Here is a 15,466-nt window from a genome sequence, read left to right on the forward strand (position 1 = left end):
TCGTGTGGGGGTCCGGGTGGCGGGGCCCCCGGCTCGGGGCGCGGTCCCGGATGTCACTGACCTCGTGTGGGGGTCCGGGTGGCGGGGCCCCCGGCTCGGGGCGCGGTCCCGGATGTCACTGACCTCGTGTGGGGGTCCGGGTGGCGGGGCCCCCGGCCCGGGGCGCAGCCCCGGATGTCACCGATCCGCGCTCAGGGGTGGTCGAGCGGGGCCAGCTCGCCGAACGGCCGCCGCACGCGGACCTCGGTGTCCGACACGTCCAGGTCTTCCCAAGGCACGTACCGGCTGTGCCGGTGCAGCCACCGGATCAGCGCCACCAGCGGAGTCGGTCCGCGCTGGTCGTGCCGTTGGTAGCCGAACAACCGGACCCGGCTGCGTCCCACGATCACCCCGCGCACCACCAGCTCCGGCAGCCCGTCCCCACCCGGCGCCGCTTCGGCGCGGAGGTCGCGGATCGCGCCGAGGTCGCGGCCCGCCGCGTCGCGGACCGGGCGGCCGATCAGCTCACCGGCTCGCACGGCCCGCTCCCGGGATCCGGCCGATGATCCGGCGGCGCAGCCAGTCCTCCGACGGGCTGTCCGTCGCCTGGGCGACCGCCGTCGTCACCACGATCGTCGGCTCGATGCGGCGGACGGCGTTCAGCGGGATGCGTTGCGGTGCCTGGGCGCGGAAGCCGCGGCCGATGTGCCGCAGGAGCCTGCCGATCGGGCCGCCGAGGCGGTCGGCGAGCGCCTCCGGGCCGACGAGCAGTGCGTCGACGACGTACGTCCCGTTCTCCTCGCGGAGTTCGAGGTCGTCGACCTTGCCGACCACCGTGCCGTCTTCGCCGACGATCTGCCGGTCGAGCAGCGCGTCGCCGAGATCGATGGGGCCGAGGTCGGGGTTCATCGGCCCGCTCCGGTGAAGATCATCAGCGGGATCGCCACCAGCGCCGCGACGGCGATGACGACGAGCATGCCGAACCCGACGACGTTGCTGAAGCGGCCGTTGGCGTGCTCGCCGAGGTACTCGCGGTCGTTGGCCACGATGAGCACCGGCAGGTAGGTCAGCGGCAGTGCCACCGCCGAGAAGATCAGCGAGATCTCGGTCAGCCCGACCGGGTCGAGGCCGGTCTGCACCACCAGCACCGCGACCAGCAGGCCGGCGCCGACGGTCAGGTGGAAGCGGGCGGCGTTGCGCGGCGCGCGGCGCTTGCCCCAGTCCCAGCCGAAGTACTGCGCCAGCATGTAGCCCGACGACAGCCCGGTCTCCAGCGCCGCGCCGAAGGTCGCGGCGAAGATGCCGATCAGCACGATCACCAGGCCGGCGGTGCCCAGCGCGAGCGTCACCGGCAGCACGATCTGGCTGACCTGGCTGACGTCGACCCCGGCCGGGAACAGCACGGTCGCCGCGCACGCCATCACGGCGACGGCGAGCAGGCCGCCGAGGGGGAACCCCAGCAGCACGTTGGCGCGCTGCACGGACAGGTCCTTGACCGTCCAGCCCTCTTCGACGCCGCCGGAGGAGAAGAAGAACACCTCGTACGGCGTCATCGCCGACGCGAACAGGGCCACCGCGTGGTAGGCGTAGGTCGGCAGTGCCTGGTCGGGCGGCGGGGCGAGCCCGGCGACCTGCGCGCCGAGCGACGACCAGTCGGGGTGCAGGAAGAACACCGCGACGGCGAACACGCCGATCGCGAGCCCGCCGAGCCCGAACCCGGTCTCCATCCGCTCGAAGCCGACCCGCCACACCACCAGCCAGATGAGCACGCCGACCGGCAGCACCCAGACCAGCCGGTCGACCCCGGAGGCCAGCTCGATGACGATCGCGACGCCGCCGATCTCCGCGCACACCGTCAGCAGCGTGATCAGGAACGAGCCGGCGAGGTTGAGCAGCGCCATCCGCGGGCCGAGGCGTTCGCGGATCAGGTCGAACACCGGACGCCCGGACATCGCCACGATCCGCCCGGACATGTCGGCGTAGACGCAGATCCCGAGCACGCCGAGCACGGTCACCCAGACCATCGCCATCCCGTAGCGGGCGCCGACGACGCCGCTTTCGACGAGGTCGCCGATGTCGACGAACCCGCCCACCGCGGTGAGGATTCCGAGGGTGACGGCGAGGAACTTCTTGCTCACGAGGTCACGCCCCAGCGGGCCAGCTCGCCGATGAGGCCCTGCAGTTCGGCGTCGATCCGGTCGAGCCCTTCGTCGGTGCCGTCGCCGAGGCCGTCGTCGAGCCGGTGGGCCACCGCGACGGCGCGGTCGGTGATCGACGCCAGTGCCGCGCGGGCGCGGTCGTCGGTCAGCTTGCCGACGTCCTGGCCGGCGGCGCCGAGTTCGTCGGCCGCGTCGCGGACGGTGACCGACAGGCTGGGCACGGGGGGCACCTCGGCGCGGTCGGCGGTCACCACGAGCCGCAGGAGTTCGAGCTGACCGCGGATCTCCCGGCCGGCGTGCACGGTCTCGGCCTGCGCGTCGGCGCCACAGGCCGCCGTCAGTGCCGCGACCGCGAAGACGGCGGTCACCGCGCAGAGCCGGGTTCGCCGCAGCGCAATCACTGGGCGGGGGTACCCGATCGCGGAGCCGACAAACGTCCGCGCGCTCCACCGTGGACAGACGGGTGATTGAACCGGTGCCAGGGTGGGAGATCCGGGGCCATGCCGAGCGAAATGTCCTTTCGTGCCGGGGACGGACCGGACGAAAACGACCTTCCGGTCACCCGCCCGGCGTGGCCGGTCACAGCGCTCAGCGCGGTGGCGCAGGGCGGCCTGCTGTGGGTCCTGGTGGCCGGGGTGCTGGCGTGGCGGCCGGGGCCACGGCGGCGGGCGGCGGGCCGCGGGCTCCTCGCCGGTGCGGCCGGGATGGCGTTCGGGCACGGCGTGAAGGCCGTGGTCCGCCGGCCCCGCCCGCCGGCGCAGAGCCTGCCTGCCCGCCGCGCGTTGCTCGAACAGCCGAGGTCGTCGGCCTTCCCGTCCACGCACGCGACGACGGCGGCCGCGTTCACGGTCGCCGTCACGCTCACCGCGCCCGCGACGGGAGCCGCGATCGCGCCGCTGGCGGCCGCGGTCTGCTACAGCAGGCTCCGGACGCGGGCGCACTGGCCGACCGACGTGTACGGCGGCGTCGCGATCGGCGCCACCGTGGGCGGCCTCGCGCACCGCAGGCTCAGGCGCGGAAGTACGCCCGGAAGGTGGTGCCGTCGTCGTCGGCGTGCAGGCGGACGAGGTCGGCGAGGTGGTTGACGAGCAGCAGCCCGCGCCCGCGGGGCTGGTACGGGGTCGCCGGGTGGCGGCCGGCCAGCGGATCGGTGAGCCGGCCGCGGTCGTGGACTTCGCAGACGAACTCGCCGCCGCCGCCCCAGAACCGGACGGTGCCCGACCCGCTGCCGTGCTCGATGCTGTTGGACAGCAGTTCCGTGACGACCACCTCGACGTCGGCGACCTGGTCGGCGCCCAGCCCGCAGGCGGCCGCGCGGACGTGGGCCAGCGCCCGGGCCGCCGCGAGGTCGGTGGTGTCCGCCAGTTCGAACGCCCCGGCCGGCACCGGGAGCGGCCGGTTGTACCGGTCGATCAGCCCGCGCGGGTCGTAGGCGGAGCTGGGGCGGCGCCCGGTGCCGTCGACCAGGACCGGGTGCGTGACCTCGGCGTCGGCCAGGACGTCCGGGGCGAGCGCGCCGGCGTCGTACGGGCAGAGGATGGTCCCCTCGCGACCGGTGAAGGCGAGGTTGATGAGGGCCTCGTGCTGGGCGCACGCCGGGTACTCGTCGGCCGAGCGCGCCGCCCAGATCGGCTCGCCGATGATCCGCACCGGCCGGCCGGGGTGGCTGTCGGCGAAGGCGCGCAGCACGCCGGGGATGATCCGCCCGGGGTTGCGCCCGGCGTCGGTCATGTCCAGCATCCGGACCCGCGCGGCGTCGGCGCCGAGTTCCCGCCGCAGCAGCTCGAGGTTCTCCCCGGGGACGGCGACCGCGACCGGCTCGTCGGCGGCGAGGCCGCCCAGGACGAACGGCACGGTGCCGGCCAGGTATTCGGCGGCACCGCGGTAGAACAACGCGGGGTGGCCGAACGCGCCGGTGCCCGTCTCCGCGGTTGCGCTCAAGCTGCCTCTCCTTCCGCCGGGACGTCACCAGTATGCGCGAAGAGGTCACCGCATCGGGCGATCCCCGGTCACCGGGCGCTACAGTGCTGACGGTGCCGATGGCCTTGGCGGGGTTTCCGCTGGTTTCGGGGCCGGATGCGCTGGAGCCGGTGGCCGGGAATCACCGCGATGCCGTCGGGTTCCGCCGCCGCCCGTGGTCGATGACCGGCGTGCCCGGTTCGCGCAGGAACCGTTTCGCGGGTTCGGCGCCGGCTCCGTGCAGCAGCACGCTGCCGAGGACGCACGTCACCGTGATCGACAGGATGGTGTCCGCGGTCCCGCCCTCCGGCAGGCGGTTGAACGCCAGCAGGCCGAACACGATCGACGTCGTCCCGCGCGGGCCGAGCACGCCCACCAGGAGCCGCTCCCGTGCCGAAAACGCCGAGCCGGCCAGGGACAGGAACACCGGCAGCACGCGGGCCAGGGTGAGGGCCACCAGGCAGTACAGCACCACCTGCCAGGAGACGCCCAGCGCGACGATGAGCACGGCCGACACGCCGACCATGAACCACATCACCGTGGTCATCAGCGTGGTGACGTCCTCCAGCAGCCGCAGGTCCGGGCCGAGCACCAGGCCGCCCGTGCGCTGCCCGGCCGGCGCGCTGCGGAGGAAGTGCGCCTGCGCCTGCCGGTGGACGTAGCGGAACGCGATGCCGCAGACGAACGACGCGACGAAGCCGTTGCCGTCGATGCCGACGGTCACCGTGTAGGTCAGCAGCGGCGCGAGCAGGACCGCGATGCGGGAGGACTGCGCGGTCATCCAGTTCCGGCGCTGCGCCCGGTCCATCAGCCACGCCAGCAGGGCGCCGATCACCACGCCGGCGACGACGGCCTTCAGCGCGAACGGCACCACGGTCCCCAGCGCCGCCAGTGGCGTCCGGTGCTGGTCCTGATCACCCGCCAGCACGAGGGCGAAGAGGAACAGCGGGGAGACGATCCCGTCGTTGTACCCGCTCTCGACGTTGACGACGCTGCGCACGCGCGCCGGGACGGCCCGGTCGCGGACCAGCCGTTCGGCCGGGGCGAAGTCGATCGGCATGACGACCCCGGCTATCAGCAGCAGCACCGGCCAGGACAGGCCGGGGAACAGCGCCCAGCCGAGCACCATCGCCAGGCCGAGGCTCAGCGGCAGCGCGATGAGCAGGAGCCGGGCGACCGAACCCGGCGAGCTGCCCCAGAGCCGTCCGCCGCGCACCTCGGTGGCGTCGGTGAACAGCAGCACGGCGAGGATGATCTCCGCGACCTGCTGCACGGCCTGGGTGTTGAGCAGTGCGCTGATCGAGTCCTCGATGAAGAGGCCGGTGGCGACCCCGGCCAGCACCATGACCAGCGGCGCGCCGAGGTACCAGCGGTCCAGGCGGGTGGCCAGCAGCGAGCGGACCACCAGCGCGGCGGCGATCGCGAGGAACAGGGCGTTCATGGGACCTCGGTTTCGGACGGCGGCGGAAAGTCCACAGGGGACTGTCCGAAGAAGACTAAGGGCGCCGGGCGGGCAGCGGCAGGCGCAGTTGCAGCCGGTAGCCGCCGTCGGGCCGCGGCCCCGCCCGGACCGTGCCGCCGAGCAGGGCGGCGCGCTCCTGGAGGCCGACGAGCCCGTGTCGCGCACTGGGCAGCGGCAGGGTCGGCCGGGTGGGCGCGGTGTTGCCGACGGTCACCGTGAGGTCGGTGTCCTCCTGGGCGAACTCGATGGTCGCCGTGCTGCCCGGGGCGTGCTTGCGGACGTTGGTCAGCGCTTCCTGGACGGTGCGGTAGATGGTGCGCTGGACGGCCGTGTCGATCCCGCCCGGTGCGGTGCCTTCGAGGCGGCACTCGATGCCGCTGCCGTCGATCAACCGGTCCAGATCGGACAGGGTGGGCTGCGGGGCGAGCTCGGTGGCCGAGCTGCCGGAGGCGCGCAGCAGGTTGACCATGTGCCGCAGCTCGTCGAGCGTGTCCACCGACAGCCGCCGGACGTTCTCGGCCGCCGCCTTCAGGTCCGGGTCGCGGGTGGAGACGCCCATCGCGCCCGCTTGGACCGCGATCAGGCTGACCTGGTGGGAGACGACGTCGTGCATCTCGCGGGCGAGCTGGTTGCGTTCGGCGGCCAGGATCGCCTGGGCGTCGAGGACGCGTTCGTGCTCGCGGGCCTGGCGGATGTCTTCGAGCCGCAGCGCCAGTTCCTGCCGCGCGTGGACGAGCCTGCCGAAGAAGATCGGGGCCGCCGCGGTCATCGTCGCGTAGATGAGGGTGAGCGCGAGGTCGGTGCGCTGGTACTGGAATTCGAGGCCGGGGATGAAGTAGCCGACCGCGGCCAGCACCCCGCAGGCGGTGAGGAGGACCCGGTTCGCGTACCGCACGGCGACCACGTAGAGCGCGACGAGCGTCGCGATCACCGACCCCACCAGGACGAGCGCGGGCAGGGTCAGCACGAAGGCGGGAACGGGCCACCGCCGCCGGACGAGCAGCGCGCCGACGGCCAGCACCGCCGCGCCGATCTCCCAGGGCTCGGCGGGCTGGTTGAACACGGCGTCGAGGGCGGCGAGGCCGATCAGCCCGGCGTCCGCGAGGACGGTCCGCACCCGGTTCACGACGGCCGGTTTTCCAGCAACCCGGCGCGTTGCGCGACGAGGGCGGCTTGCACGCGGCTGCCGACGCCGAGCTTGGTCAGGATCGCGGAGACGTGGTCCTTGACGGTGCCGACGCTGACGTGGATCTGCTTGGCGATGTCGGTGTTGGACAGCCCGTCCGCGATGAGGACGAGCACCGCGCGTTCGCGCTCGGAGAGCTCGCCGACCTGGGTGGCCGCCGCCGACCCGGCCCCGGAATCGAGGTAGCCGTCCACGACCGTGCGGGTGACCTTCGGCGACAGGACGACGCCCCCGGCGGCCAGCGTGCGGACGAGCTGGGCGAGCTGCTCCGGTGCGGTGTCCTTGAGGATGAACCCGGCCGCGCCGGAGCGCAGCGCGGTGGCGATGTACTCGTCGGAGTCGAACGTGGTCAGCATCGCCACCACCGGCGGGCTCGCCAGCCCGCGCAGCTGCCGCAGCACGGTCAGGCCGTCGACGTCGGGCATCCGGATGTCGAGCAGCACGACGTCGGGGCGCTGCAGGCCCACCTCCTTGACCGCCTGCGCGCCGGTGACGGTCGCCACGACCTCGATGTCGCCCGCCGCCTGCAGGATGAGCCGGAAGCCCGACCGCACCAGCTCCTCGTCGTCGACGACGACCACTCGAACCATGCGCCCAGTCTCGCCGGGCGCGGCCCGGGCCCGCCACCCGGAGCCCGGCGACCGCGGCCCGCCGACCGGCTGGACCGCTCCAGCCGGTCGGCTGGCGGTTCGGGCCGGTTCACCGGTACCGGCGCACTCCGGCCGGCCGCCACGATGGGGTGAGCCGACGGAAGGAGTCTGCTGTGGACAGGCAGCACCGGACGCCCGGCCGGCCCGCTCGATGAACCCGTCGGTGCCCGCCGAGGTGGCCCGCCACGCCAAGGAAGCGGGCCCGCTCGAATCGCCGTGGACCTGGCTCGCCTGCGCGGCGGTGGCCGTCGCGTGCCTGGCGGTCACCCTCCTGGTGCGCCGCCGCCCCGGCGCGCGGCGGTTCGGGATCGCCGTGACCACGGTGTGCGTCCTGCTCACCACGACCGCCGCGGTCAACGCCCACGTCGGCTACGTGCGCTCGGGACCGGACCTGGTGCTGCTGCTGCAGCGCGGCGGCGGCCCGTTCCACGGGATCGGCCGGGCGTTCGAGAGCGAAGGGTCGATGCCCGGGACCCAGCGGATCCGGCTGGCCGACCCGGCGGACCCGGACGCCCCGCTCGTGGAGCGGATGGTCATCGCCGACCCGGCCAACGCCGTGCTGTCCGGCCGGAACTTCCTGCTCCTCCCGCCGGGGTACACCGACGCCGGCAACGCGAACCGGCGCTACCCGGTCGTCTACCTGGTACACGGCAGTCCCGGCGGCCCGGAGGACTGGCTGGCGGCGGGCGATGCCCCGGGGACGCTGCGGCTGTTCTACCGGAACCGGGCGCTCCCGCCGATGATCGTGGTGAGCGTCGACCTCAGCGCGGGCAAACCGGGTCGCAACTGGGAAGGTCTCGACGTCCCGGGCGGGCCGCGGCTGGAGACGTACCTGGCGCGCAGCGTGGTGACCGCGATCGACCGCCGGTACCGGACGCTGGCCGATCGGGAGCACCGCGCGCTCGGCGGCATGTCCGGGGGCGCGTTCGCGGCGTTGAACATCGGCCTGCGGCACAGCGGCGAGTTCGGTTCGCTGTTGCTGAGCATGCCCTACGACACGCCGGAGAACGGCAAGGCGCTCGGCGCGTCGGCGGGCGCCAACACCCCGCGGGAGTACCTGGGCACGATGCCGTTCCCGCGGCCGGTGACGGCCTTCCTCGCGGCGGGAACGGGAGCGCCCGGTGACGTCGCCGACGCCCGCCGGATCGGGGCGGCGTTGCGGTCGCGGGGGCAGCAGGCGGTGGTGCACACCGAGGACGGCTTCGGGCACACCTGGCGCACCGCCCGGGCGACCCTTCCGCACCTGCTCGCCTTCGCGGCCGGGGTGTTCGAGCGGCCGCCCGGGTAGGTCCGGCGCCGGATGCCCGGTTCATCCGGTCCCGGATAGCAGCCGGTTGTTGAGAGGACCCTGAGAGGGGCTCGTGAACTCCCCGGAGCCGGCCCGCGTGGCCCTGGTCAGACGATCAACTCCCCGGGAGGTCACGGATGACTGACATCATCGAGGCGCGGCGCGCGGCCGTCGTCCGCAGCGAGGGTGAGTACCGGCTGGTCACCAACCAGGCCGTGCCGGCGGGCACCCTGCTGTTCACCCTCGAAGGCGAGCTCACGGCGACGCCGACGCGCTTCACCGTCCAGCTCGACGAGCGGCGCCACGTCGACATGCCCGCCGGCTGCCCGCTGGAGGAGGTGCTGGACCGCTACTACTGGCGGTTCATGAACCACGCCTGCGAGCCGGCCGCGGTGATCCGCGACCGCTCGGTGCTCAGCCTGCGCCCGATCCCCGCCTGGTCGGAGATCACCTTCCACTACGCCACCACCGAGTACGACATGGCCGAACCCTTCGACTGCCGCTGCGGCAGCGAGCGTTGCGAACGCGTCGTCCAGGGCTTCCGCTACTTGACGCCGCAGCGGCGCGAGGACCTGCGCGCCCTCCTGTCGCCGTACCTGCTGGCCGTGCTCGACGGCCGCCTCGCCGAACCCGTCGGGGCGTGAGGGGTGAGCGAAGCGCTCCAGCGGGGCAGGGCCGCCGAGGCCCCGCTCCTGCACCACTTCTTCGAGCAGTCGGCCCGCCGGTGGCCGGACGCGATCGCCGTCGACCTCCCGCCGTCGGCCGGGCGGCCGCGGCGGACCGTCACCTACCGTGACATGCAGCGCCGGTCCTCGGCCGTCGCCCGTGCGGTGCAGCACGCGGTCCGGCGGCCGGGGATCGTCGCCATCCTGCTGTCCCGCGCCACCGAAGACCTCTACCTGGCCCAGCTCGGCGTGCTGCGCGCCGGCTCGGCGTACGTCTGCGTCGACCCGTCGTTCCCCGACGAGCAGCTGGGCCACATCCTCGGCGACGCCGCGCCCGCCCTGCTCGTCACCGATCGGGCGGGGCACGAACGGGCCCTGCGCGCCGGCTACACCGGGGCGGTGCAACGCGTCGACGGCCCTGCCGAGCCCGCGGCGCAACCGGTCATCGCTCCGGCGGCGCCGCCGGGACTCGCCTACGTCATCTACACCTCCGGGACCACCGGCAAGCCCAAGGGCGTGCTCATCGGGCACCAGGGCGTGGTCAACCTGATCCGGTCGGACGTCGCCGAGTTCGGCCTCGGGCCGGGGGACCGCGTGGCCCAGGGTTCGTCGCCCGCGTACGACTCCTCGGTCGAGGAGGCGTGGATGGCGTGGGCGTGCGGCGCCGCCGTCGTGGTGATGGACGACGAGACCGCGCGCCTGGGCCCCGACCTCGTGCCGTGGCTGCGGCGCGAGCGGATCACCGTGCTGTGCCCGCCGCCCACCCTGCTGCGCGCGACGGCGTGCGAAGACCCGCGGCGGGAACTGCCCGACCTGCGCCTGCTCTACGTCGGCGGCGAAGCGCTGCCCGACGACGTCGCCGAGCGCTGGGCCCCGGGCCGCCGGATGGTCAACGGCTACGGGCCGACCGAGTGCACGGTGACCTGCCTGCGCGCCGACGTCGTGCCGGGCCGGCCGGTCGCCGTCGGCAAGCCGGTGCCGGGCATGCGGGCCTGGGTCCTCGACGAGCGGCTCGAGCCGGTCCGGCCGGGGGAGCGGGGCGAGCTGTGCATGAGCGGCGCCGGCCTGGCGCTGGGCTACCACGGCAAGCCGGAACTCACCGCCGAGAAGTTCCCGCAGCACCCCCGGCTGGGGCGGCTCTACCGCACGGGCGACCTCGTGCACGCCGAAGCGGACGGCACGCTGTTCTACCACGGCCGCATCGACTCCCAGGTCAAGCTGCGCGGCTACCGGATCGAGCTGGAGGCCATCGAGGCGTCGCTGGCCCGGTTCCCCGGCGTGCGGGAGGCGGCCTGCCGGGTCCAGGGCGAGGGGGCCGGCCAGGTGATCGCCGCGCACCTGGTGCCCGACGGCCCGATGCCGGACGCCGGGGCGCTCAAGGACCACCTGCGCAAGGCCCTGCCGGTGTACATGATCCCGGCGGTGTTCGCGGCGGCGGAAACCTTGCCGCGCAGTGCCGGGGGCAAGCTCCGCCGCAACGACCTCCCGGTGGTGGCCACCGGACGGCGGCACGCGGCCGAACCCACCGCCGCCGAACCCGCCGCGGACCGGCCCGCGGGCAGCGAAACCGAGGAGTTCATCGCGGCCGCCCTCCGCGAAGTGCTGGAAACCCCGGACATCGGCCTCGAGGACGACTTCTTCGACGACCTCGGCGGCAGCTCGCTGCAGGCGGCGATGCTCATCTCGAAACTGCGCGTCAACCCGCTGACCGAAGCCATCGCCGTCCGGGACGTCTACCGGGCCCGCACGGTGTCCGGACTGGCGCAGCTGGCCGCCCCGGTGACCCACGACGAGATCGACGCGGTCGCGGCCCCGGCCCGCAACGCGGTCGCCATCACCCTGGCCCAAGCGGCGTGGCTGACCGCCGAACTGGCGATCGCCGCGCCGATCGGCTGGTTCGCCGCGTTCGTCGCGCTGCCGTGGCTGGCCGAGCGGATCGGCCTGGTCCCGCTGCTCGTCCTGCTGCCGTTCGCGCTGGTGGCGATCGGGTTCGGCTGGACGCCGATCGCGGTGTTCCTCGCCGTGCGCGCGAAGAAGCTGCTCATCGGCAAGTTCGAACCCGTGCGGGTGCCGGTGTGGAGCGGGTTCCACCTGCGCCTGTGGATCGTGCGGCACCTGCTGCGGTTCGTGCCGTGGGGCACCATCGCCGGCACCGAGTTCCAGAACATGGCGTTGCGGCGGCTCGGCGCGCGGATCGGCAAGCGCGTGCACATCCACCGCGGGGTCGACGTCGTCCAGGGTGGCTGGGACCTGCTCGACATCGGCGACGACGCCACCATCGGCCAGGACGCCCAGCTCGGCCTGGTGCAGCTGACCGAGGGGCACCTGGTGATCGGCCGGATCACGGTGGCCGGTGGGGCCACCGTGGACGTCCGCGCGGGGATGTCTCCCAACACCCGCCTCGGCCGCGGCTCCTGGCTGGCCGCGTTGTCGTCGCTGCCGTCCGGGACCGCCGTGCCCGACGGACGGCGCTGGGACGGCGTCCCGGCCCACGACGCCGGTCCCGCCCCGCAGGCGCCGGTTCCCGTCGTCACGGGCAGCATGCTGTCGCCGTTCATGCACGGGCTCGCGACCATCGCCGCCCGGGCGCTGTTCACCTGGGTGTTCGCGCTGCCGCTGTCGATCGTCCTGATCGCCTTGGTACTGGCCTTCGACGTCACCTACCCGGCGCTGCTGGAGGCGGTCACGCAGCCGTGGGCGCACGTGGGGTTCATGCTCGTCTTCGCGCTGGCGAGCTGCCTGTCGCTGCTGATCGGGGTCTGGGTCGAGGCGCTCTGCGCCCGCGCTCTCGGGCGCGTCGAGGAAGGCGTGATCAGCCGCTGGAGCCCGGCCTACATCCGGGTCGGCCTCAAGACCGGCCTGGTCACCACGGCCGGCAACTGGCTCTCCGGCGGGCTGTTCTGGCCGGTGTGGCTGCGCTGGGCCGGGATGAAGGTCGGGCGCGGCTGCGAGATCAGCACGATCATCGACGTCGTCCCGGAGCTGGTCGAGATCGGGCCGGACACCTTCTTCGCCGACGGCATCTACCTCGGCGGTCCCCGGATCCAGCAGGGCACGGTCACGCTCGCGCGGACCAGCCTCGGCCACGACACGTTCCTCGGCAACCACGCCGTCATCCCGGCCGGGCAACGGCTGCCACCGGACATCCTGATCGGCGTCTGCACGGTGGCCGACGACCGCATCATGCGGCCGGGCACGTCGTGGTTCGGCCATCCGCCGATGTTGTTGCCACGCCGCGAAATCGTCGAGACCGACCGGAGCCTCACCCACGAGCCGTCGTTCGCGCGGGTCGTCACGCGGGTGTTCTGGGAGTGGCTGCGGTTCGCCATCCCGGTCGTGCCGCTGGCGGTGATGACCGCGTGGTTCGTCATGATCGCCTACGCCGCAAAGGCGTTGCCGCTCGCCGCGTTCATTTTCCCGGGCGCCGCCTTGGTGACCGTGGTGACCGGGCTCCTGCCGTGCCTGGTCGTCCTCGCGCTGAAGTGGGGGCTGCTCGGGCGGGTCAAGCCGGGCGTGCACCCGCTGTGGTCCTGCTGGTGCAGCCGGTGGGATTTCCTCTACGTCGCTTGGGGGGTCATCGCGGGCGGCGTGCTGTCGGCGCTGGAGGGCACCCTGATGCTGCCGCTCTACCTGCGCCGCATCGGCATGGACATCGGCAAGCGCGTCGTGCTCGGCGAAGGGTTCGCCCAGGTCGTGGACCCCGACATGCTGCACTTCGGCGACGGCGCGACGGTGAGCGCGATGTTCCAGGCTCACACGTTCGAGGACCGCGTGCTCAAGATCGACCACGTCCACGTCGGGGCGCACTCGACGCTCGCGCACGGCACGGTTCCGTTGTACGGGGCCGAAATCGGTGAACACGCGCACGTCGCCCCGCACAGCGTGATCATGAAGCAGGAGCACCTGCTGCCGCGGTTGCGCTACGCGGGCGTGCCGACGAAGGAGCAGAAAGCTCCCTCGCCGCGCACGAACCCGGAGCCGCGGACCGAGCCGCTGCGGAAGGGCAGGCACCGGCCCGCCCCCGAGCCGCCGACCCAGGCGTTCTGGCAGGTCGACCGGACCTTCACCGTGCCCGGCGAGCAGCCGGGCCGGCGAAGTGCCCAGCCTATGGTTCCGTCAGGTCGAACCGCTGGAGGGTGACCGCGCCGCCGAGCGCCTGGGTGGCGTGGTTGAAGACGGCGAAGCGGTAACCCATGAAGAACTGCCAGGCGTTGTTCAGCGTGAACGCCGAGCCCAGCGGGGTGAAGGTCACCCCGTCGGTGCTGTAGGAGAACCGGGCCTGGCGGCCGGTGCCGGGGCGGATGTCGGCGGTGGTGCGCAGCCAGATCTTGGTGCCCGCGAGGGCGGCGCTCGCCACCTCCGTCCCGGTGCCGGTGGTGTTCCAGTTGCCGTCCATGGTGAGGCCGTTGACCATGACCACCCGGTTGTGGCCGCCGTCGCGCTTGACGCCGATGTAGGCCGAGGAGTCCCGCAGCATCGCCAGCCCGGTGCGGTCGCCGTCGCGCATCGACGTCAGGTCGAGTGTGGCGGTGGCCGTGGACGACGGGCCCTGGATCCGGTGGGTCAGGGTGTTGCGGGCGGAGTACAGGTCGTTGGTGACCGTCGCCGTGGACAGCTTGAGCCCGTTGCCGACGGAGAACTTCGTGGTGTCGGGGTTGTGGTTCCACTCCCACTGCGGGCTCAGCGCCGGGCCGGGGAACGTGTCGGTGCCGGTCATCGGCTCGACCTGACGCGGTGGCGGCGGCAGGTTCGGCGCCGGGTAGGTCGTGCCCCAGCGGCCGTTGACCGTCTGGAGTTTCGGCCAGCCGTCGGCCGTCCAGGTGACCGGGGCGAGCGCGGGGACGCGGCCGCCCGGGTAGGCGTCGACGAAGGCCAGGTAGTACCAGTCGCCGTTCTGCGTCTGCACCAGGCCGCCCTGGTGCGGGACACCGCCGCCGGAGATCGGGCCCGGCAGGTCCAGCAGCACCTGCTGGATGGTGTACGGCCCCCAGGGGCTGCTCGCCTTGAGGATGTACTGGCCGTTGGCGGGACGGGTCACGAAGATGTAGTAACTGCCGTTCCGCTTGTAGAACCGGGAGCCTTCGAGCGTGCCGATGTTCGACGGGGTCTGGAAGACCTGCTGCGAACGGACTTCCGTCTTCCCGTCCTTGGAGAGCTGGGCGACGCTGAGGGTGGTGTTGCCGTAGGCGACGTACATCGTGTCGTCGTCGTCCACGAGCATGCCCGCGTCGTAGTAGCACTTGTCGATCGTCGTGTGCTTCGACCACTGACCGTCGACCGCGGTGGCGGTGTAGATGTAGGTCTTGGCGAAGTCGATGCACCCGCCCCAGTAGTACGTGTCGTTGCTGGCGCGGTGGTTGAAGAACGACGCCCAGATGCCGCGCACGTAACCACGGCCGCCGTTCAGGTCGTACTTGGCGCCGAAGTCCAGCTTGGGCACGGAGTGGCCGGCGAACTCCCAGTGCACCAGGTCGTAGGAGCGCAGGATCGGCGCGCCGGGGGAGTAGTGCATCGTCGAGGCGGAGTAGTAGTAGGCGTTGCCGACCCGGATGATGTCGACGTCGGCGAAGTCCTGCCACAGCACCGGGTTCGTGAAGGTGGTGGGCTGGTTCGGGGTCGTCGTGGTGGTCGGGGTCGTCGTCGTGGTGGTGAGGGTGGTCGGGGTCGTCGGCGTGGTCGGGGTGGTGGGTTCGACGCCGCCGGTGCAGAGGGTGCCGTTGAGCCGGAACTCCGCGGGCACCGGGTTGGCCGAGGTGAACGTCCCGTTGAACCCGAACTCCGCCTTGCCGCCGGTGGGGATGGCCGCGTTGTAGGAGACGTTCTTCGCGCTGACCGCGGTGCCGGCCTGGGTGATGGTCGCGTTCCAGTGCTGGCCCACCTGCTGGCCGGCGGCGAACGACCATTCCAGCGTCCACCCGCCGCTGATCGCGTCACCGAGGTTGGTGACCGACACGGACGCGCCGAAGCCGCCCTGCCATTCGGAGGTCTTCGCGTAGGTGACCGAGCACCCGGCCGCGGCGTGCGCGGCCGGGGTCGCCACCAGGACGGCGCCGGCGAGGCCGGTCGCGGCGAGCAGGGCCGAGGCGGCCGCCCGGGATCGTCGGCGTGACACAAGTGT

General features: G+C 73.0%; 13 protein-coding genes. 4 read left to right on the forward strand and 9 right to left on the reverse strand.

The window, feature by feature from the left end; genetic code table 11:
• Positions 1 to 191 precede the first annotated feature (191 nt).
• From ACWED2_RS22400 to ACWED2_RS22415, 4 genes are read right to left on the reverse strand one after another with little or no spacing between them, the layout of a single operon-like run.
• Positions 192 to 518, reverse strand: a complete 327-nt coding sequence (locus tag ACWED2_RS22400; RefSeq protein ID WP_449692422.1) for a hypothetical protein — start codon at positions 516 to 518, stop codon at positions 192 to 194.
• Positions 505 to 888 (reverse strand): PRC-barrel domain-containing protein, encoded by a 384-nt coding sequence (locus ACWED2_RS22405; protein WP_449692423.1) that lies wholly within the window; start codon positions 886 to 888, stop codon positions 505 to 507. Before ACWED2_RS22405 ends, ACWED2_RS22400 begins: the two co-directional genes overlap by 14 nt.
• Positions 885 to 2,117: an NRAMP family divalent metal transporter gene (locus ACWED2_RS22410; RefSeq protein WP_449692424.1), complete on the reverse strand. Its 1,233-nt coding sequence runs from the start codon at positions 2,115 to 2,117 to the stop codon at positions 885 to 887. The genes ACWED2_RS22405 and ACWED2_RS22410 overlap by 4 nt, the downstream gene beginning before the upstream one ends.
• Complete coding sequence (locus tag ACWED2_RS22415; RefSeq protein ID WP_449692425.1) at positions 2,114 to 2,539, reverse strand: hypothetical protein; 426 nt, start codon at positions 2,537 to 2,539, stop codon at positions 2,114 to 2,116. The genes ACWED2_RS22410 and ACWED2_RS22415 overlap by 4 nt, the downstream gene beginning before the upstream one ends.
• A gap of 99 nt (positions 2,540 to 2,638) precedes the next feature.
• Between ACWED2_RS22415 and ACWED2_RS22420 the strand changes: the two genes are divergently transcribed.
• Positions 2,639 to 3,223 carry a phosphatase PAP2 family protein gene (locus ACWED2_RS22420; protein WP_449692426.1) on the forward strand — a complete coding sequence of 195 codons (585 nt, stop codon included), beginning with the start codon at positions 2,639 to 2,641 and terminating at the stop codon, positions 3,221 to 3,223.
• Here ACWED2_RS22420 and ACWED2_RS22425 read toward each other — a convergent pair.
• From ACWED2_RS22425 to ACWED2_RS22440, 4 genes are all read right to left on the reverse strand, one after another.
• Positions 3,147 to 4,079 (reverse strand): anti-sigma factor RsbA family regulatory protein, encoded by a 933-nt coding sequence (locus tag ACWED2_RS22425; protein ID WP_449692427.1) that lies wholly within the window; start codon positions 4,077 to 4,079, stop codon positions 3,147 to 3,149. The genes ACWED2_RS22420 and ACWED2_RS22425 overlap by 77 nt on opposite strands.
• A gap of 160 nt (positions 4,080 to 4,239) precedes the next feature.
• The gene (locus tag ACWED2_RS22430; protein ID WP_449692428.1) at positions 4,240 to 5,538 is read right to left on the reverse strand and encodes a cation:proton antiporter; all 1,299 of its coding nucleotides are present in this window, start codon (positions 5,536 to 5,538) and stop codon (positions 4,240 to 4,242) included.
• 55 nt (positions 5,539 to 5,593) lie between these two features.
• Complete coding sequence (locus ACWED2_RS22435) at positions 5,594 to 6,685, reverse strand: sensor histidine kinase (protein WP_449692429.1); 1,092 nt, start codon at positions 6,683 to 6,685, stop codon at positions 5,594 to 5,596.
• Complete coding sequence (locus ACWED2_RS22440; protein WP_449692430.1) at positions 6,682 to 7,335, reverse strand: response regulator; 654 nt, start codon at positions 7,333 to 7,335, stop codon at positions 6,682 to 6,684. Before ACWED2_RS22440 ends, ACWED2_RS22435 begins: the two co-directional genes overlap by 4 nt.
• A 223-nt stretch (positions 7,336 to 7,558) precedes the next feature.
• On the opposite strand from ACWED2_RS22440, the gene ACWED2_RS22445 reads away from it, so the two are divergent.
• The 3 genes from ACWED2_RS22445 to ACWED2_RS22455 all read left to right on the forward strand — a co-directional run bounded on the left by ACWED2_RS22445 (position 7,559) and on the right by ACWED2_RS22455 (position 13,488).
• On the forward strand, positions 7,559 to 8,683 hold the full coding sequence (locus ACWED2_RS22445; RefSeq protein WP_449692431.1) for an alpha/beta hydrolase: 1,125 nt from the start codon (positions 7,559 to 7,561) through the stop codon (positions 8,681 to 8,683).
• Positions 8,684 to 8,820: 137 nt separating this feature from the next.
• Entirely contained in the window at positions 8,821 to 9,327 is a 507-nt protein-coding gene (locus ACWED2_RS22450) for an SET domain-containing protein-lysine N-methyltransferase (RefSeq protein WP_449692432.1), read from the forward strand.
• 3 nt (positions 9,328 to 9,330) lie between these two features.
• Positions 9,331 to 13,488 (forward strand): amino acid adenylation domain-containing protein, encoded by a 4,158-nt coding sequence (locus tag ACWED2_RS22455; RefSeq protein ID WP_449692433.1) that lies wholly within the window; start codon positions 9,331 to 9,333, stop codon positions 13,486 to 13,488.
• On the opposite strand, the gene ACWED2_RS22460 is transcribed toward ACWED2_RS22455, so the two are convergent.
• The gene (locus ACWED2_RS22460; RefSeq protein WP_449692434.1) at positions 13,454 to 15,460 is read right to left on the reverse strand and encodes a family 43 glycosylhydrolase; all 2,007 of its coding nucleotides are present in this window, start codon (positions 15,458 to 15,460) and stop codon (positions 13,454 to 13,456) included. The two genes, ACWED2_RS22455 and ACWED2_RS22460, sit on opposite strands and share 35 nt — an antisense overlap.
• Positions 15,461 to 15,466 lie beyond the last annotated feature (6 nt).

The sequence above is a fragment of the Amycolatopsis sp. NPDC005003 genome (assembly GCF_053600695.1).